Origin of the sequence: Streptomyces sp. ERV7 (assembly GCF_001653515.1) — a bacterium.
Lineage (GTDB): Bacteria > Actinomycetota > Actinomycetes > Streptomycetales > Streptomycetaceae > Streptomyces.
Map to the genome: position 1 here is coordinate 1,126,799 of NZ_LYOY01000051.1, position 18,096 is coordinate 1,144,894.

At 70.8% G+C, this 18,096-nt stretch carries 13 protein-coding genes and 1 pseudogene; 8 read left to right on the top strand and 6 right to left on the bottom strand.

Annotation, left to right across the window (positions count from 1 at the left end):
* Positions 1–76 precede the first annotated feature (76 nt).
* On the bottom strand, positions 77–1,159 hold the full coding sequence (locus A8W25_RS27920) for a methyltransferase (protein WP_107470804.1): 1,083 nt from the start codon (positions 1,157–1,159) through the stop codon (positions 77–79).
* A 373-nt stretch (positions 1,160–1,532) separates the two neighbouring features.
* On the opposite strand from A8W25_RS27920, the gene A8W25_RS27925 reads away from it, so the two are divergent.
* From A8W25_RS27925 to A8W25_RS35820, 4 genes and pseudogenes are all read left to right on the top strand, one after another.
* The gene (locus A8W25_RS27925) at positions 1,533–2,729 is read left to right on the top strand and encodes a ScyD/ScyE family protein (RefSeq protein WP_158942754.1); all 1,197 of its coding nucleotides are present in this window, start codon (positions 1,533–1,535) and stop codon (positions 2,727–2,729) included.
* A gap of 362 nt (positions 2,730–3,091) precedes the next feature.
* Complete coding sequence (locus tag A8W25_RS27930) at positions 3,092–3,547, top strand: carboxymuconolactone decarboxylase family protein (RefSeq protein WP_067166436.1); 456 nt, start codon at positions 3,092–3,094, stop codon at positions 3,545–3,547.
* A gap of 233 nt (positions 3,548–3,780) precedes the next feature.
* Positions 3,781–4,746 (top strand): annotated as a pseudogene (locus tag A8W25_RS35815) (DUF4192 domain-containing protein); the annotation flags it as partial.
* A 199-nt stretch (positions 4,747–4,945) separates the two neighbouring features.
* Complete coding sequence (locus tag A8W25_RS35820) at positions 4,946–5,941, top strand: GNAT family N-acetyltransferase (RefSeq protein ID WP_079126440.1); 996 nt, start codon at positions 4,946–4,948, stop codon at positions 5,939–5,941.
* A gap of 23 nt (positions 5,942–5,964) precedes the next feature.
* Here A8W25_RS35820 and A8W25_RS27945 read toward each other — a convergent pair whose 3' ends face one another.
* The 3 genes from A8W25_RS27945 to A8W25_RS27955 form a co-directional block, all read right to left on the bottom strand.
* Complete coding sequence (locus A8W25_RS27945) at positions 5,965–7,074, bottom strand: M4 family metallopeptidase (RefSeq protein ID WP_067166440.1); 1,110 nt, start codon at positions 7,072–7,074, stop codon at positions 5,965–5,967.
* Positions 7,075–7,297: 223 nt separating this feature from the next.
* The gene (locus tag A8W25_RS27950; protein ID WP_067166443.1) at positions 7,298–9,103 is read right to left on the bottom strand and encodes a M4 family metallopeptidase; all 1,806 of its coding nucleotides are present in this window, start codon (positions 9,101–9,103) and stop codon (positions 7,298–7,300) included.
* Between the two features lie 412 nt (positions 9,104–9,515).
* A complete protein-coding gene (locus tag A8W25_RS27955; RefSeq protein ID WP_107470806.1) occupies positions 9,516–10,775 on the bottom strand; it encodes a YncE family protein in 1,260 nt (419 codons plus the stop codon).
* A gap of 276 nt (positions 10,776–11,051) precedes the next feature.
* Between A8W25_RS27955 and A8W25_RS34545 the strand changes: the two genes are divergently transcribed.
* Positions 11,052–11,444 carry a peptidoglycan-binding domain-containing protein gene (locus A8W25_RS34545; protein WP_199831844.1) on the top strand — a complete coding sequence of 131 codons (393 nt, stop codon included), beginning with the start codon at positions 11,052–11,054 and terminating at the stop codon, positions 11,442–11,444.
* A gap of 75 nt (positions 11,445–11,519) precedes the next feature.
* On the opposite strand, the gene A8W25_RS27965 is transcribed toward A8W25_RS34545, so the two are convergent.
* Complete coding sequence (locus tag A8W25_RS27965) at positions 11,520–12,926, bottom strand: hydrolase (RefSeq protein ID WP_420708535.1); 1,407 nt, start codon at positions 12,924–12,926, stop codon at positions 11,520–11,522.
* A 300-nt stretch (positions 12,927–13,226) separates the two neighbouring features.
* The gene (locus tag A8W25_RS34550; RefSeq protein WP_067166449.1) at positions 13,227–13,469 is read right to left on the bottom strand and encodes a hypothetical protein; all 243 of its coding nucleotides are present in this window, start codon (positions 13,467–13,469) and stop codon (positions 13,227–13,229) included.
* Positions 13,470–13,592: 123 nt separating this feature from the next.
* On the opposite strand from A8W25_RS34550, the gene A8W25_RS27975 reads away from it, so the two are divergent.
* Genes A8W25_RS27975 through A8W25_RS27985 form a run of 3 tightly spaced genes read left to right on the top strand, consistent with a single transcriptional unit; the run spans position 13,593 to position 18,092 of the window.
* Entirely contained in the window at positions 13,593–14,609 is a 1,017-nt protein-coding gene (locus A8W25_RS27975; RefSeq protein ID WP_067166451.1) for a LacI family DNA-binding transcriptional regulator, read from the top strand.
* Positions 14,606–16,144, top strand: coding sequence for a sugar ABC transporter ATP-binding protein (locus A8W25_RS27980; RefSeq protein WP_067166454.1), 1,539 nt, complete (start codon positions 14,606–14,608; stop codon positions 16,142–16,144). Before A8W25_RS27975 ends, A8W25_RS27980 begins: the two co-directional genes overlap by 4 nt.
* Positions 16,134–18,092, top strand: a complete 1,959-nt coding sequence (locus A8W25_RS27985; protein WP_067166456.1) for a substrate-binding domain-containing protein — start codon at positions 16,134–16,136, stop codon at positions 18,090–18,092. Before A8W25_RS27980 ends, A8W25_RS27985 begins: the two co-directional genes overlap by 11 nt.
* Positions 18,093–18,096: the final 4 nt, after the last annotated feature.

An 18,096-nucleotide genomic window follows, 5' to 3' on the forward strand; every position in this document is an offset into this window, starting at 1 on the left:
GTTCCGCCAGGAGCTTCTTCGTAGGTGAGGAGCTTCTCCGTACGTGAGGAACTTCCCGTACGGGGACGCGGGTCCGTCAGACCGGGCGCGCCTCGACGATCGAGACACCCGCGGCGGTCTGCACGATGCGGTCCAGCTCGAAGCCGGTGGCCCGCAGGATCTCCGAGTACTGGCGGGCGGTGCGCTCCTTGCCGCCGACCAGGATCATCAGCCACAGGTCGACGAGCTTGGCGGCGTGCGGCGCGTTGCCCTCCGGAGGAACGAATTCCATGACGAGCAGCCGGCCGTCGGGGCTGATTGCCTCACGGGCGTTCTTGAGGATCTCCAGAGCCTTCGGCTCCGGCCATTCATGCAGAATGTGCTTCAGCAGATAGGCGTCGGCACCGGCCGGCAGCGGACCGAAGAGATCGCCCTTGTCGATCTCGACCCGGTCGACCACGCCCTCTTCCGTGAGAAACGCGTCGGCGCCCAGCTCGTCCGCCCGGGAATCGAAGAGGATGCCCTTCGACTGGGGCGTCTTCTTCAGGATCGCCGACAGCAGACCGCCGCGGCCGCCGAAGACGTCGACGAGCGTCTTGTACTTGGAGAAGTCGTACGCGGCGAGAATGGGCTCGGTCTCCATATTCGAGAGCGTGCCCATGCCGTTGAGGAAGATCTCGCCGAATTCCGGGTTCTGGCCCAGGTACTCGTACGCGTGCATGCCGCGGTTCTTCTCGAGGCTGGGCTGGCCGGTGCGCACGGTGTGGATCAGCGCGCCCCAGTCCTCCCAGCTCGCGGGGTGACCTGTCAACAGGGCCATGTCACGCATCGACATCGGCGTCCCGGTGCGCAGCGCGTCGGCCATCGGCGTCAGCTTGAAGCGGCCGTCGCTCTGCTCGCTGAATATCCGGTAGCTGGCGAGGGCGCGCAGCAGCCGGTGGACCGCGTCCGGGTCGGCCTCGATCCGCTTGGCGATCTCCTCCGAGGACAGCGGGCCGTCGGCGAGCTGGTCGGCGATCTTCAGCTCGGCCGCCACGTAGATCGCCTGGGACACCCAGGCGCCCTGGGCCAGTTCGAGGACGGCGATCGGCGCGGGCACCATCAGCTGGGCGAAGCGCTGCACCCGCGCGCGGAACCCTTCGACGATGCGGACGACTCGGGCGGGCGGAATTGGGGGCATGCGTATCCTCCGTGGGCGGTTGCGCAGCGGTATCAAGAGTCTCAATTACCGGGATACCGGAAACTATGGGCGTCGCCCGGCAGACTCTAGAGCCGCGCACGGCGGCGAACAACCACTCAACGCGCGAGAACACGCCCCGAGTTGGCCGAAATTCCCTACGCGAGTTCGACCCTGGTGAATTCCGAGTGCGAATCAAGTGTGCAACTGCGGATAGGCCGCAGTCGGACAGGCCTGACAACTTACCGGCGAATACAGGACGGTTGAGGTAGAAGCGTCTATCGTGGCGCCGGTTGAGTCGGCTCCCAATGACGGGGGCACGCCATGATGAGGGAGAGACATGTCGAGAATACGCAGGTCTTGGAGTGGGGCCTTCGTGGCAGCGGCGGCCGTGGGCACCCTGGCTGTCACGCTGATCCCCGGCCCGGCACAGGCCTCGCCGACCTCGCCGAAGGAGGCGAAGGCCGCTGCCGCCACTGCCAACATTGAGGTCATCGCGAGCAAGCTCAACAACCCCCGCGGCCTCTCCGTCCAGGCGGACGGGACGATCCTGGTCGCCGAGTCGGGCGTGGGCAAGCCGGGCTGCGCCGCGGGCACCAAGTGCGTCGGGCTGACCGGTTCCATCTACCGCGTCAAGGGCACCCAGCAGGGCCGGGTCGTCACCGGCCTGACGTCCGCCGCGGTGGCCCCGACGAACCCGTACGAGCCGATCTCGGCCGCCGGCCCCAACGACGTGGAGGCCAACGGGTCGGGTTACCTCGTCCTCAACGGCTTCGGCGGCAGCACGGACGACCGGGCCAAGCTCGGTGCGGACGCGGCCAAGCAGGGCACGCTCCAGACGGGCAGCGGCTGGGTCGTCGGTGACCTGGTCAAGCACGAGACGCTGCTCGACCCCGACTGGGTCCTGGGCCACCCGGCCAACCCGGAGGAGGCGTCGGTCCACAGCAACCCGTGGCGCTTCGCCCGCAACGGCCGCGGCTTCCTGGCCACGGACGCCGGTGCCAACGACCTGATCGGCGTCGGCTTCGGCGGCCGCACCACGACCGAGGCGATCTTCCCGGACAACGAGCTGCCCGCCCCGGGCGGCGCCGCGGCCCCGTCGGCCAAGGAGAAGAAGGTCCTGGAGTCGCTCGCCCCGCAGACCAAGTCGGTCGCGGCCGACGGCACGGTCAAGGTCCAGGCGGTGCCCAGCGGCATCGTCAAGGGTGCGGACGGCGCGTTCTACATCGCGGACATGGGCGGCCTGCGTCCGGGTGCCTCGCGCATCTGGCGGATGCTGCCGGGCCACCGCCCGGAGGTCTTCGCCAGCGGTCTGACCGCGGTGACCGACCTGGCCGCCGACAAGAACGGCAACCTGATCGCGCTGACGCTGACCGGTGGCTTCCAGCAGCAGGGCCCGCCGCTGCCGGGCAAGCTGAGCCGGATCGACATCAAGACCAAGGCGGTCACCGAGATCCCGACCGACGGCAAGCTGGCGATGTCCACCGGCCTGGCCGTCGGCCCGAACAACGAGATCTACGTGAGCAACAACTCGGTCGGCACCGAGGGCCAGCTGATCAAGGTCACGGAGTAGTCCGGACCAGTAGTCCCGCCCCTGTTCTGATCCCTTCCTGATCCCGGGATCAGGAAGGGATCAGCGGATCGGCGACTCGCCGACCGTTGTGTGACGTGCGGCCCCGCAAGGCTCCTGACGCCTTGCGGGGCCGCTTCGTCGTACGGCTCGCCGTACGGCCGCAGAGCCGGTGGCGAGGCCGGTCGGCGGGCCGCTCGAAGGCCGCACCCGGGCCGCCCTCCAGGGCGTCGGAAAAATCTTCCTCCCCTTCGGTCACACTCCTGGGCCGGGCCCCGTCAGACCAGTGACGCGGGGTTCCAGCGATGGGATCAAGCCAGCGTCACCGCTGAAAGATCGCTGTAGATCTCTGAAGGAGAGCAGTCATGGAAGCACGGATGAAGAACCCGGCGATGGTCCTCCCCGACGCGATGCAGGCCATCCAGAGCCTGTACAAGGCCACGTACTCGGGCGGCGTCCCGGCGGGTCTGCTGGCGCTCAGCCACCTGCGTGCGAGCCAGATCAACGGCTGCGGCCCCTGTGTGGAGTCGGCGTCCGGCCAGGCGCGCAAGGCGGGCGAGAGCGACGAGAAGATCTTCTCCGTCGGCGCGTGGCGCGAGACCCCCTTCTACACCGACTCCGAGCGCGCGGCACTGGCGCTGACCGAGCACGTCACGCGGCTGAACGACCGTGAGGACCCGGTCCCGGACGCGGTGTGGAACGAGGCCGCCCAGCACTTCAACGAGCAGGAGCTGGCGTCGCTCGTCCTGCACATCGCCGTCAGCAACCTGTTCAACCGCCTCAACGCCACGACGAAGCAGCAGGCCGGCCAGAAGTGGTAGGCACGGCCTAGCGGGTGTTCGGCACGGCCGGCCCGGGCCAGGACCGGGGCCTCGACAGGGACCTCCACCCGGACCTCGGCCCGGACCGAGTGGGCGGTACGGCCCTCGTGCGACGAGACGCGACGGTCGCACCGCACCTCAGTATGCAGATCCTTTGGGTGGCCTGTTTTCGCCTGTGGACAACGTTTTCCACAGGGGTGGTGAGGGGTGGCCGGGCGCGGGACCGTCGAGGCATGAACAAGCACCGCGCATCCCACGGTTCCCACGGTCTGCCCGACGACGACCCGCAGCTCACCCTGCGCAACCCGGCCGAACTGGCCGACGCACTGCCGTATTTGATGGGCTTCCATCCGACGGACTCCATCGTGATGGTCGCCCTCCACGGTCGCCGGGGCCGCTTCGGCGGGCGGCTCCGGCTCGGCATTCCGCGCGCGCCCGGGGAGTGGCCGCATGTCGCCGAGCAGTTGGCCGAGTGCCTGGTGGCGGGGAGCGAGCGGCGGGGGCCGCGCCCGGACGGGATCATCGTGTTCCTCTGCCAGGACCCGGACCTGACCGGTGAAGTGACGAGCAGTCAAGTGATGGAGACACTCAGGCCGTTGGCGCAACTACTGCGGACGGCCTGCGGCGCCCTGGACGTGCCGGTCCTGGAGGCGCTGTGCATCTCGGACGGACGGTACTGGTCGTACTGCTGCCCGGACGCGCGCTGCTGCCCGCCGGAGGGAAACGTACTGGCCCTGCCCGGTACGTCGGTGCTGGCGGCGGCCGCGACCTTCGCGGGGCTCCAAGTCCGGGGCTCCCTGCGGGAGATGGAGGCACGGCTGATCCCGTGGCGACGCCCGGCGGCAGCCGACCAGGAGCGCGTGCTCGCGGCGGCGGAGGAGGCGCTGGTGCCACGCATCCTGGACGAGGAGGAGCGGCTCCGGGTCGGACGGGAGACCCTGGACCTGGCGGGATGCCTGATGCGCCGCCTCTCCGGCGCGCCCCCGGCCGTGGGCCGTCCGGACGCGGACGCGCTGGACGACGGCCTGATCGCCCACGACGAGGCGGCGGCCCTGCTCCTCGGCCTCCAGGACCGCACCACCCGGGACCGCGCGGCCGAGTGGATGGAGGGCCCGGACGCGGCCCCGGCGCTGCGCCTGTGGCGCGCCCTGGCCCGCCGCGGCGCCGCCAGCGCGGCGAGCCCGCCGGTCACGGCGGCGCGCAGCAGAGCCCGGCGGGGAGCGTGCGGAGAGGGGGCGGGACGCGTCGTGGACACGGGGACCTACGGTGACAGGCGCTGTCATTTCCCATGGCGAGGGGGCGCCGAGTCCCCGCGCACTCCACCCGGACGGGCCAGCGGGCCCCCGGACGCACCGGGCTCGGCGGGCGGGGCCCTCGCGCGCGGCCGACTATGGAGCGGTGAACACCACGTCGCACATCGCACCCGGGGGGTTTCTGACGCGGCCGATGGACAAGGCCGACGTCGCCGCCTGGCTGAGCCTGCGCGGCGAGGCGGAGCGGGTCGACCGGACCGGCCACCACGTCGACGCGGACGACCTCGCCGAAGAGCTGGAGAACCCCAAGCTGGACCTGGAGCGGGACACCCTGACGCTGTGGGACGGCGCGCGGATGGTCGCCTACGCCCTGGTGCACGCCCCGGACGGTGCCGTGGACGCGGCCCGCTTCCGCGGCGACGCGGCGGTCCGCCCCGAATGGCGGCGCCAGGGCCTCGGGCGCCATCTGGTCGCCTGGATGGACTCCCGGGCCCGCACGCTGTACGCCGAGGGCTTCGCACGGCTGCCCGGCGAGCTGCTGATCAACGGGAAGGCCGGCGACGCGAACCTGGAGGCGCTCGCGTCGAGCGCCTCCTTCACCGCCTGCCGCTGGTGGTTCGAGATGACCCACCCCCTCAACACGGGCCGCCCGATGACGGGGGGCGTGCCGGAGGGGCTGCGGCTGGTGCCGTTCGAGGCCGCCCACGACGAGCCCACCCGGCTGGCCCACAACGACGCCTTCCGGGACCACTGGGACTTCACCGAGATGGACGGCACCGACTGGCGGACCTGGGTCGTGGGCGCCCGCTCGTTCCGCCCGGCCCTGTCGCGGCTGCTCCTGGACGGCGATGAGGTGGTGGCGTATCTGATCGCCGAGGAGTACGACGCCGACACCGCCGCCGAGGGGACCCGCGACTGCCATATCGGCTATCTCGCCACCCGGCGCTCGCACCGGGGCCGCGGCGCCGCGCCCGCGCTGATGGCCGCCACCCTCGACGCGGCCCTCACCCACGGCTACGACAGCGCCTCGCTCACCGTCGACACCGCCAACCCCTCCGGCGCCCTGGGCCTCTACGAACGGCTGGGCTTCACCGCCCACCGCGAGTACGTCACCTACGCCCGGCCGCTGGGCCGGGCCTGACAGCCGGCCCGCGCGCGGCCGGATCAGTTCACGTTGACGCCGCTCCAGGCCGCCGCCACTGCCGCCTGCTCGGTGCTGTTCACCCCGTACAGATCGCGGGCGGCGTTGAGCGTGGCGGTGCGGGCGGCGCGGTAGTCGGCGTTGGAGGTCAGGTACTGGGTCAGGGCGCGGTACCAGATCGCCGCCGCCTTCGTACGGCCGATGCCGAGGAGCTTGGCGCCGTTGACGGTGGGGCTGTCGTACGCGATCTTGTTGATCACCCGGGGGCCGCTGCCCTCCGCGAGCAGGAAGAAGAAGTGGTTGGCCACACCGGAGCCGTAGTGCGGGTCCAGGGTGGGCAGCGAGGGGGACCAGTAGTCCGGCGAGACTCCGTCGCGGGAGGGGCGGTCCAGGTAGCGCAGGGGCGTGCCGTCGCCGTTGAAGTCGGGCTTCTCGCCGATGAAGTAGTCCGGCACGTCGGCCGGGATGTCGGCGTGGAACTCGACCATGGTGGCGAAGATGTCCGACGTCGCCTCGTTGAGCGCGCCCGCCTCACCGCTGTAGCCGAGCCCGGCGGTGGCGGAGGTGACTCCATGGGTGATCTCGTGGGCGCCGATGTCGAGCGCGGTGAGCGGGTGCGCGTTGCCCGCCCCGTCACCGTAGTTGATGCATCCGCACGCGTCGCTCCAGAAGACGTTGGGGTAGTTGGAGCCGTAGTGCACGACGCTGCGGACGCCCTTGCCGTCGTTGCGCACGCCCAGCCGGTTGAAGGAGGACTTGTAGTAGTCCCACACCGCCGCCGCCGCGAACTGGGCGTCCACTCCCACCGACTGGCGGTTGGTCGGCAGCCCGTTGCCCCACACGTTGTCCGCGTCGGTGAGGATGGCGTGGGTCTGCCCGTCGACGGTGTCGGTTTTGCCCCGGGTCGGGTCCTGGAGCAGATACGTGCTCGCCGTTCTGGTGGTCGTCAGCGGCACCTTGCCGTCGAAGACCCCGGTGCCGCTGCCCAGTGCGGGGGAGTCGGCCGTGGCGTGCGGGGCGCCGGTCAGGCCCGCGACGGCGGCCGACACGGTGAGGAGGGCCGCCGCGAGTGCGGGGCGGCCGCGTCGGTGTGTGCGCGTGCGTCCGGTGGTGCGGGTGCGCTGTCGCTGCATCGGGTGCCTGCCCCTCGGTCGGCGGTGCGGGCGCGGTGGCGCCTCGCTCTCGGGGCGCCGGTCGGGCGCCGGGTCGCAGCATGGGGGAGGGGCGCGCGGGACGGCAGGATCCCGGCGGGAAAATGGCGCGGCTTCGCCGCTGGGGCGATGCAATCCGGTCAATCGACGGCGAAGGCGCCCCCGCGGATCCCGCGGGGGCGCCTCCTGAGCACTGCGCCGGGCGTCAGCGCTTCGGCGTGTTCGCCGCGGTCACGTTGACCGCGGCCCAGGCCTTGTCGACCGTCTTGTACTCGGCGCTGGTGGCGCCGTACAGGTCGGCCGCCGCCTTCAGCGTCGCCGTGCGGGCGTCGTGGAAGTCGGTGGTGGAGACCATGTAGCGGGACAGGGCGCGGTAGAAGATCTGCGTCGCCTTGTCCCGGCCGATGCCGGTCACGGTCGAGCCGTCGTACGTCGGCGAGTCGTAGTCGACCCCGCCGATGGTCTTCTTGCCGCTGCCCTCGGCGAGGAGGTAGTACGCGTGCGAGGAGACACCGGAACCGGCGTGCACCTCGGTGTCGTACGAAGCCGCCGACCAGTAGTCGACCGTGCCTTCCAGCTTGTCGAGCGACGGCTTGTCCAGACGGCGCAGGAACGTCTGGTCCAGGCCCAGCTTCTCGCCCAGCAGGTAGTTCGGCGGGTTCTTCGGGTTGTTGGTCTGGAACTCGACGTTGCTGCCGAAGATGTCCGCCAGCGACTCGTTGAGCGAGCCCGCCTCACCGAACTGGTTGCCCTGCGCGTCGACCCGGGTCGGCTGCAGGTTGGCCGTGGCGTCGACGACACCGTGGCTGAGCTCGTGACCCGTCACGTCGAGCACGACCAGCGGCTTGGTGAAGGTCTGGCCGTCACCGTCTCCGTAGAGCATGCAGCCGCACTCGGAGTACCAGAAGGCGTTGCCCACGTTGGTGCCGAAGTGCACCATCGCGCGGGCACCGGCGCCGTCGTTCTTGATGCCGTTGCGGCCCAGCACCTTCTTGTAGAAGTCGAGGGTGCTGACGATGCCGTACTGGGCGTCCACCGCGGCCGACTGGCGGTTGCCGGGGGTGCCGTTGCCCCAGCTGTTGGTGGTGTTGGTGAACGCCTTGCCCTGGGCGAACTGCTCCAGCTCACGGCCGCCCGCGTCGCGGGTCTCCGTGTTGCCGCGCGTGGCGTCCTTGAGCAGGTACGAGGAGGTGCCGGTCTTCAGCGTGTTCAGCGGAACGTTGCCGACGAAGATCGACGAGCCGGAGCCGACCGAGGGGATACCCACGGTCTTCGGCGGGTTGAACGGCTTGGCACCGGCCGCGGCGGCGGTAGCACCCGAGGCGGTGGCACCCGCGACGGGCGCGACCTTCTGCCCGCTCTTGCGCAGCTTGGACTTGAGGCTCGGCGAGATGAACGAGTCCGCGGCCGGGATGTCGGTGAGCACGGCGCCGGTCGCGGCGTCGATGACGACCGTACGGACGCCGCCCGCCTCGGTGGTCTTGCTGTTGCTGACCTTGATCTGGTACGCGAGCGTCGTGCGGCCGGCGCGCGCGTCGACGACCAGCTCGGCCGTACCGGCGTCGCCCTTGGCCGTCGAGGCCGCCTTCGCCTTGGCCTGCTCCGCCGTCAGCTTCGGGGCCTTGGCGGCGACCGCGACCTCGTGACGGGAGGCGCGGGTGACGTCCAGGTACTTCGACTTGGCGTCCAGGTGCACGACCAGGTCGCCGCCGAGGACCGGCAGGCCCTTGTGGGCGCGGACGAACCGGACGTGCTGCTTGCCGTCCGGGTCGATCAGCGTGTCGGTCGCCGTCAGGGTGTCGTCCTTGGAGACACCGGTGGCGGACGCGTGCGCGAAGGCGGCGGCGCGCGCCGTCTCCACAACCGACTTGGCGGACTTGGCGGCGGCGACGGAGGAAGTCCCGGTGACGGCGGAGGTCGCGAAGGCGGTGCCCACGCCCCCTGCCGTGATGGTCGCGGCCGTGGTGACGGCCAGGGCGATCGCCAGTCTGCGTATGTGGGGTGTACGCACTATGGAGGTCCTTATGTGGTGCGGGGGCGGCCGGCTACAACCGCCCGTACGCGCGATACCCGGGGGCACCGCGGGGACTGTGTGGCCCCGACCGAACATTGCTACGCCTGACATGCCCATGTAAAGCCGTTTGTTCGGCTTATGTTCCTTTGGCACTCAGATTTAACAATCGCCCCGGTGTGGGTGAACGGAGAGCCACCGGCCGTGTGTTCTGCGCGTTCCCCAGGTCGTGTCAACGGTCCAGATGCAGACCCGGCCGAGATGGTTGCGCCGTCCGCACACTGTGCTGGTGATCACAGTGTGCGGACGGCGGTTTCTCTGCGTATGGGTGGAAACGTAGGGGGTCGAGCAGATGAAGCACGTCGGCCGGGGTGATTCTCTCACTCCCCTCGGGCGGCCGACGCCGGTGGGATCAGCCCGTCGAGGAGCCGGTCCAGTCGGCCGCGACGTGGCCGAGGCGGACCCGCTGCGGATGGTCGCCGACCGCGACGGACACCGTCTTCTGCCCGGTCGCGAAGTCGATCGCGGTGATCCGGTCCGCCCCGCTCTCGGAGATGACGCAGGACTTGCCGTCCCCGCTCACGGTCGCCCAGTACGGCTTGGACGCGGGAACCAGCGGGCCCTCCCGCAAGGTGGTGCGGTCGACGACCGTCGCGTAGTCGTCCATCGTCCCGGCGACGCAGAGTCTGTTCCCGTCGGGGCTGATCGAAAGCCCGTGGTGGCGCGAGTCGTTGACCCAGGTGGTGCGGTCCTCGCTGGTCGCGGGGTTCTTGGGGAGCGTCTTGGAGCGGGTGATCCGGTCGGCGGCGATGTCGTATTCGAGGAAGCCGTTGAAGAACGACACCTGGAAGTAGAGCCTGGACTCGTCGGGGGTGAAGACCACGGGCCGGACGGCGTCGGAGAGGTCCTTGCGGCCGAACGCGTCGAGCCGGTCGCGCATGTCGATGACCTTGACGGGCTTGAAGGTGTGCGCGTCCACGACCGTGATGCGCCGGTCGCCCTTCGTCCAGTCCCACACCGGGTCGTCGAGGGCCGTGTTCACCTCGCCGATCGCCATGTTCCACAGGTACTTGCCGCCGTCGGTGAAGACGTTCTCGTGGGGTTTGTCGCCGGTGGTGAACGAGCCGAGCTGCCGCCCGGTCGCGATGTCGAGGACGTGCACGGTGTTCGACGTGGAGGCGGAGACGGCGACCCGGGTGCCGTCGGGGGAGACGGCCATGTGGTCCGAGCGGTAACCCGACACGGGGAAGCGCCAGTTGATGTGCCCGGTGGCCAGGTCGATCGACACCACATCGGCGAAGCTGGGCCGGGAGACCACGATGGCGGAGCCGTCGGGTGTGGAGTACATGTCGTCGACGAACTGGTCGTGGCCCTCACCCGGGCCCTGTCTGATGCCCAAGAAATAGGCCAGTTTGATCGGGTTGAGGTAGATCTCGGTCAGCCGCTGGTCCTTGTCCGGGATGACGTTGACCCGCCCGATCCGGGCCAGGTCGCCGCTGGACTTCACGACGTCGGCGGTGCCGTCCCAGTTGTTGCCCACGAACATCACCTCCCGCAGCGCCGCGGCGCCGGAGGCCGAAGGGGGCGCGGAGGCGGTCGCGGTCGCGGAGGACCCGGTCACGGCCAGGGTCACCACGGCCGCCAGGGAGCCGAGGGTTCGGTACACGGGCATCGTCACTCCGGATGATCGGTGGGGGGACATGACAATCACGGTGCGATGTGGCTACCGGAAGGTAGTGAGCGGCGCCCGACAAGACAAGAGCCAGGACAAGAGCTGGACAAGAGCCGGACAAGAGCCATGACGGCGGCGGATACCGGGTGCCCGCGCCCTCCGTTAGAGATCTGTTGGCGGGCCGCTGGATGATCGTTCCCTGAGCGGCACCGAGCCGCTCGACACCACCAGCAGTGCACGGCCCGTACGACGGGCCCGAGATCGGGGGCAGACGTGTTGAAGAAGTTCGGAGCCAGGGCAGCGGTCGTGGGCGCGGCGGCGGCCCTCGCGGTGAGCGGTCTCGCCGGAACGGCGCAGGCGAGGGCCGGTGCGCCCTACATCGGCGACGGCTACGCCAACAACACCAACGCGGTGTGGTGCGTGCAGCACATCATCAACAACTGGAAGGCGAGCTGGGGGCCGGGCGCCCCGCAGATCGCCCAGGACGGTGTGTGGGGTCCGCAGACGCGGCAGGCGGTCATCGACTTCCAGAACGCCTTCACCTCGAACCAGGCCGACGGCGTCGTCGGACCGCGCACCGGTTACGCCCTTCTGACGAACGACCCGAAGGACGGCTACGCCGGTCACGGCTACTGCTACACCTACATCCCCTCGACGTCGGGCTACTGACAGCCGCAGGACGCACGGCGGCCGCCGCCCACCCCCGACGGGGTGGGCGGCGGCCGCCGTGTCGGGTCCCGGGAGTCAGCTCACGTCGAGTGAGGTGTCGTCGATGACGAACGACGTCTGGAGCTGGGAGCCCTCGGTGCCGGTGAACTTCACGGTGACCGTCTGCCCGGCGTACCCGCCGAGGTCGAGGGTCCGCAGGGTGTAGCCGCTGCCGGCGTTGAGGTTGGAGTACGTGGCGAGGGTGGACAGCACCGTTCCGCTGCCGTCGACCACCTGCGCCTTGAGGGTGTCGTAGGCCGTCGTCGTGGTCGTCTCGGCCGTGTCGACGTGCAGATAGAAGCTGAGCTTCGCACTGGTGCAGCCCGCCGGGACGCTCACCGACTGGGAGAGCGTGTCGGTGTGGGCGGAGCCGTAGCCGCTCAGCCATGCCTTGTACGAGCCGGTGCGCGCGGCCTCGCCGGAGTCGGTGGTGATGACGCCGCTGGTGCCCGACCACGCCGAAGCGCCGGACTCGAAGCCGGGGTTGGCGAGCAGCTGGGCGGCGGTGCAGGTGCCGCCACCTCCGCCGCCGCCGTCTCCGCCGCCACTCGAACCCGCGGCGCCCGCGAGCCACTCGGTGCCGTTGAGGGCGAGGGCCGCGTCCGTGCCGGCCGGGTCGTCCCAGCCGTTGAAGAGGGTGTTGCCCGACTGGCCGGTGCCGTCGTCGATCGGCGAGCTGTCACCCCAGAACGCCACCCGGCCGCTGCCGAACGTGCTGGTCGCGAAGAACGCGCCGGTGTTGCCGGAGGAGCCCGTGCGGTACACCAGGCCCTTGACGGCCGGGTTGTCCGCGGGCTTCAGCGTGGCGGTCGTGCCGTTGCGGATGATGCTGCCGGTGACCTTGCCGAAGGAGCCGTTGAGCACCGGGTCCGTGGTGTTCGAGACGGCCCTCGGGTTGTCGGTGCCGATGTTGAGCGAGTCGATGGAGAAACCGAACGGGTCGGTGCTGTCCACGCTGTTGTTGGTCATCAGGTCGTTGAGGACCTCGACCGCGTCCGCGCCGTCGTTGTTGCGGTCCGAGTTGATGTGGTCGGAGATCATGAAGAGACCACCGCCGTTCTGCACGAACTTCATCACGGCGGTCTTCTCGGACGCCGACAGCAGGACGTTGGGCTCGGGCAGCACGAACGTGTCGAAGTTCTGCAGGTCGAGCGCCGACGACGTGCCGTAGGTGATCGTGTTGCCGGAGGGCAGCGTCTTGAGCGAGTAGTCGCCGGTCTTCTGGAGCGCGACGCCCCAGGCCGAAAGGGCTCCGGTCCAGTCCTTCTCGGTCGTGGGACTGGCCTTCTGGCCCAGCGGGTCCGGCTGGCTCGTGCCGATGATCCAGTCGGCGTTGCCCGCGGTCTCGGCCTTCGAGTTGTCGAAGAGCACACGGTGCGGGGTGGTGGCCGCGGCGGCCGGGGGTGCGGTCACGGCCAGCGCGGCGGTGCCCGCGCCGAGCATGCCGAACACGGCGAGGGTGGTCGTGAGTCTCTGCCGTGACCTTGCGGAACTCCGGGTTCGGAGCATCCTGCTACCTCCATGAGGGGTGGGGGAGAGGCGGTGCGGGCGCCCAGTCTGCGCGCGTAGAACGGCAGTTGGGAGGCTGCCGGACGACACGTATTTGAACGGTACATGGCGAGATCGCAACGGTGCAGTGGCCAAAAGGGACCGATCCGAACCGGCCGCCGCCGACCTCTCCATGCACGTGCGTGGAGAGGCCCCCGCCGGCCGCGCCGACGGGGGCCTGACGGGCCGTCAAACCTACTGACCGGTAAGGAGTCTGCGGAAACCCCGTCCGAAGGTGGCCGCCGCCAGGTGGTGGTGGACCGGGTCGTATGTGATGTCCGACACCGGCCCCGACACCGGGCCCGACACCGGCCCCGACACCGGGCCCGACACCGGCCCCGACACCGGGCCCGACACCGGGCCCGACCCCGGCGCCATCGGAAGCGGCACGGCGGCCAGTCCTTGCCGCTCCGCCGAACCGGCCGCCGTGCCGCTCATCCGGGCGCGCGTTCATCACGATCGGATCTCGGAGCCCCGGAAGGGGCTTGCCCCGGGGCCTGTAATCGATTCCAATCCTCCGTGTAATCGATTCCACGGGCTCACAAGGAGGTGGTCCGGCGCATGGCGAGCATCAAGGACGTGGCAGCCCGCGCGGGCGTGTCCGTCGCCACGGTCTCCCGTGTCCTCAACAGCCACCCGTCCGTCAGCCCCGAGGCACGCGCCCGCGTCCTCGCCGCCGTCGACGCGCTCGGCTACCGGCCCAACGCGGTGGCCAGGTCGCTGCGCACCGACCAGACCCGCACCCTCGGCCTGGTCATCAGCGACGTGCTCAACCCGTACTTCACCGAACTGGCCCGCTCCGTCGAGGAGGAGGCCCGCGCGCTCGGCTACAGCGTCATCATCGGCAACGCCGACGAGCGGCCCGAACTCCAGGACCACCACGTCCGCACACTCCTCGACCGCAGGATCGACGGGCTGCTCGTCTCGCCCACCGACGGCGGCTCCCCGCTGATGCTGGACGCCGCCCGCGCGGGCACCCCCATGGTCTTCGTCGACCGCTGGATCCCCGGCGTGGACGTCCCCGTCGTCCGGGCCGACGGGCGCGCGGCCATCCGCGACCTCGTCGCCCATCTGCACGCCCTGGGCCACCGCAGGCTCGCCATCATCGCGGGCCCGGCCGCCACCACCACCGGAAGCGAGCGCGTCGAGGCCTTCCGGGCCGCACTGCGCGAGCACCGGCTCGCGCTGCCCGAGGCCTACATCGGCCACGGTGACTTCCAGGCCGACAGCGGCCGCCGCAGCACCGAGCGCTTCCTGGCGCTCCCCGAGCCGCCCGAGGTCGTCTTCGCCGCCGACAACCTGATGGCGCTCGGCGCACTCGACGCGATCCGCGCGCACGGTCTGCGCGTACCGCACGACATCGGGCTCGCCGCCTTCGACGACATCCCGTGGTTCGTCCACACCGATCCGCCGATCACCGCGATCGCCCAGCCCACCGGCGAACTGGGCCGGGCCGCCGTCCGCGCCCTCGTCGACCGGATCGAGGGGCGGCCCCCGCAGTCCGTCACCCTGCCCGCGCGCCTGGTCGTCCGCAGCTCCTGCGGCGAGGGCACCCCGAACCGGAGGAGCACCCCGTGAGCGGCCCCGACGACCTGCTGCGCGTCGAAGGCATACGCAAGGCCTTCCCCGGAGTGCTCGCCCTCGACGGCGTCGACTTCGCCCTGCGCCGGGGCGAGGTGCACGTCCTGCTCGGCGAGAACGGGGCGGGCAAGAGCACCCTCATCAAGGTGCTCTCCGGCGCCCACCGACCCGACAGCGGCCGCATCCTCGTCGACGGGCACGAGGTGCGCATCCACGGCGCACAGGACGCCGAACGGCTCGGCATCGCCACCATCCACCAGGAGTTCACCCTCGTCCCCGACCTCACCGTCGCCGAGAACATCTTCCTGGGCCGCCAACCGCGCCGCTTCGGGCTGATCGACCGCACACGGATGGAGGCGGACGCCGCCGTGCTCCTCGCGCGTGTCGGCGTCGACGTCCCGCCCCACGCGCGCGTACGTGAACTGGGCATCGCCCGGCTCCAGATGGTCGAGATCGCCAAGGCCCTCAGCCTCGACGCGCGTGTCCTCATCATGGACGAGCCCACCGCCGTCCTCACCTCCGAAGAGGTCGACAAGCTCTTCACGATCGTGCGCTCGCTGCGGGCGGACGGCGTGGGCGTCGTCTTCATCACCCACCACCTGGAGGAGATCGCGGCCCTCGGCGACCGTGTCACCGTGCTGCGCGACGGCAGGAGCGTCGACCAGGTGCCTGCCTCCACCCCCGAGGACGAACTCGTCCGTCTGATGGTGGGGCGCGGCATCGACCAGCAGTACCCGCGCGAACGCCCCGACGTCGGCGCCCCGTTGCTCTCGGTGCGCGGACTCACCCGTGACGGCGTCTTCCACGACGTCGGCTTCGAGGTGCGCGCCGGTGAGGTCGTCGGCCTCGCCGGGCTGGTCGGCGCGGGCCGCACCGAGGTCGCCCGCGCCGTCTTCGGCGCCGACCGCTACGACAGCGGCGAGGTCGAGGTGCTGGGCGCCCGGCTGCCCCGGCACGACGTGAACGCCGCCATGGGCGCCGGGATCGGCCTGGTCCCCGAGGACCGCAAGGGCCAGGGGCTCGTCCTGGACGCCTCCGTGCAGGAGAACCTCGGTCTGGTCACGCTGCGCTCGGCCACCCGCGCCGGGCTCGTGGACCGCCGGGGACAGCGGGTGGCGGCCGCACGGATCGCCGAGGAACTGGGCGTACGCATGGCCGGGCTCGGCCAGCAGGTGCGCACCCTGTCCGGCGGCAACCAGCAGAAGGTCGTCATCGGCAAGTGGCTGCTGGCCGAGACGAAGGTGCTCATCCTCGACGAGCCGACCCGGGGCATCGACGTCGGCGCCAAGGTCGAGATCTACCGGCTCATCAACGAACTGACCGCCTCCGGGCACGCCGTCCTCATGATCTCCAGCGATCTGCCCGAGGTGCTCGGCATGAGCGACCGGGTGCTCGTCATGGCCCAGGGCCGGATCGCCGGCGAACTCCCCGCCCACCGGGCGACCCAGGAAGCCGTCATGGAACTCGCCGTCGGCGCGGCCCCCGCCGCCGCCCCGGCACCGCACGAAGAGGAGGGCTCCCGTGGCCACTGACACGCTCCAGAGCACCACGGGCGCGAGCGGCGCCCGGGCGGTGCGCCGACTGCTGCTCGACAACGGCGCCCTCAGCGCCCTGGTGGTCCTGGCGGTGGCGATGTCGCTGCTCTCCGGCGACTTCCTGACCACGCAGAACCTGCTCAACGTCGGTGTCCAGGCCGCCGTCACCGCCATCCTCGCCTTCGGCGTCACCTTCGTCATCGTCTCGGCCGGCATCGACCTCTCCGTCGGCTCCGTGGCCGCCCTCAGTGCGACCGTGCTCGCGTGGACGGCGACCAAGCAGGGCCTGCCGGTCTGGTTCGCGGTCGTCCTCGCCATCGGTACGGGCCTGGCCTGCGGCGTCGTCAACGGCGCCCTCGTCTCGTACGGCAAACTCCCGCCGTTCATCGCCACCTTGGCCATGCTCTCGATCGGCCGGGGCCTCTCCCTGGTCATCTCGCAGGGCAGCCCGATCGCCTTCCCCGAGTCCGTCTCCAAGGTGGGCGACACGCTCGGCGGCCATCTGCCGGTCCCGGTGATCGTGATGGTCGTGATGGGGCTGCTCACGGCCCTGATCCTGTCCCGTACGTACATCGGGCGGTCCATGTACGCGATCGGCGGCAACGAGGAGGCGGCCCGGCTCTCGGGGCTGCGGGTCAAGCGGCAGAAGATCGCGATCTACGCTCTCTCCGGCCTCTTCGCCGCCGTCGCCGGCATCGTGCTCGCCTCCCGCCTCGTCTCCGCGCAGCCGCAGGCCGCCCAGGGGTACGAGCTCGACGCGATCGCGGCCGTCGTCATCGGCGGCGCCAGCCTGTCCGGCGGCGTCGGCAAGGCGTCCGGCACGCTCATCGGCGCGCTGATCCTCGCCGTGCTGCGCAACGGCCTCAACCTGCTGTCGGTGTCGGCCTTCTGGCAGCAGGTCGTCATCGGTGCCGTGATCGCGCTGGCGGTGCTGCTCGACACGGCGCGCCGCCGCGCCGGAGCCGCACCCGGGTCGGCGCTGCCCGGCTCGGGCGGCGCGCCCGGATTCGGCGGCAGGCGGGGCGCGGCCAGGCTCGCGGCCGCGGCCGTCGCCCTGGCGGCGGTCCTGGGCGCCCTCTCGTTCGTCAACACCGGCTCGTCCGGCTCGTCCACCAAGGTGGGGATGTCGCTCTCCACCCTCAACAACCCCTTCTTCGTCCAGATGGCGGCCGGGGCCAAGGCGGAGGCGAAGGCGGCCGGAATCGACCTCACCGTCACCGACGCCCAGAACGACGCCTCCCAACAGGCCAACCAGATCCAGAACTTCACCGGCGCCGGGGTGAAATCGATCATCGTCAACCCGGTCGACTCCGACGCCGTCGGCCCCTCCGTGCGCGGTGCCAACAAGGCGGACATCCCCGTGGTCGCCGCCGACCGGGGCGTCAACAAGGCCGAGACCGCCACCCTCGTCGCCTCCGACAACGTGGCGGGCGGCAGGCTCGCCGCGAAGACCCTCGCCGACAAGCTCGGCGGCAAGGGCAGGATCGTCGTCCTGCAGGGCACCGCGGGCACCTCCGCCAGCCGCGAGCGCGGCCAGGGCTTCGCCGAGGGCGTCAAGGCGTACCCCGGCATCACCGTCGTGGCCCGCCAGCCCGCCGACTTCGACCGCACCAAGGGCCTCGACGTCATGACCAACCTGCTGCAGTCCCACGCCGACGTCACCGGAGTCTTCGCCGAGAACGACGAGATGGCGCTCGGCGCGGTCAAGGCACTGGGCGACCGGGCGGGCAGCTCCGTCGCCGTGGTCGGCTTCGACGGCACCCCCGATGGCCTGAAGGCGGTCGCAGCGGGCACGCTGTACGCGTCGGTCGCACAGCAGCCCGCCGAACTCGGCCGTATCGCGGTGCGCAACGCGGTGCGGGCGGCGAAGGGCGACACGGTCGAGAGCACCGTGAAGGTCCCGGTCAAGGTCGTCACCCGGCAGAACGTCTCCGACTTCTCATGACGGA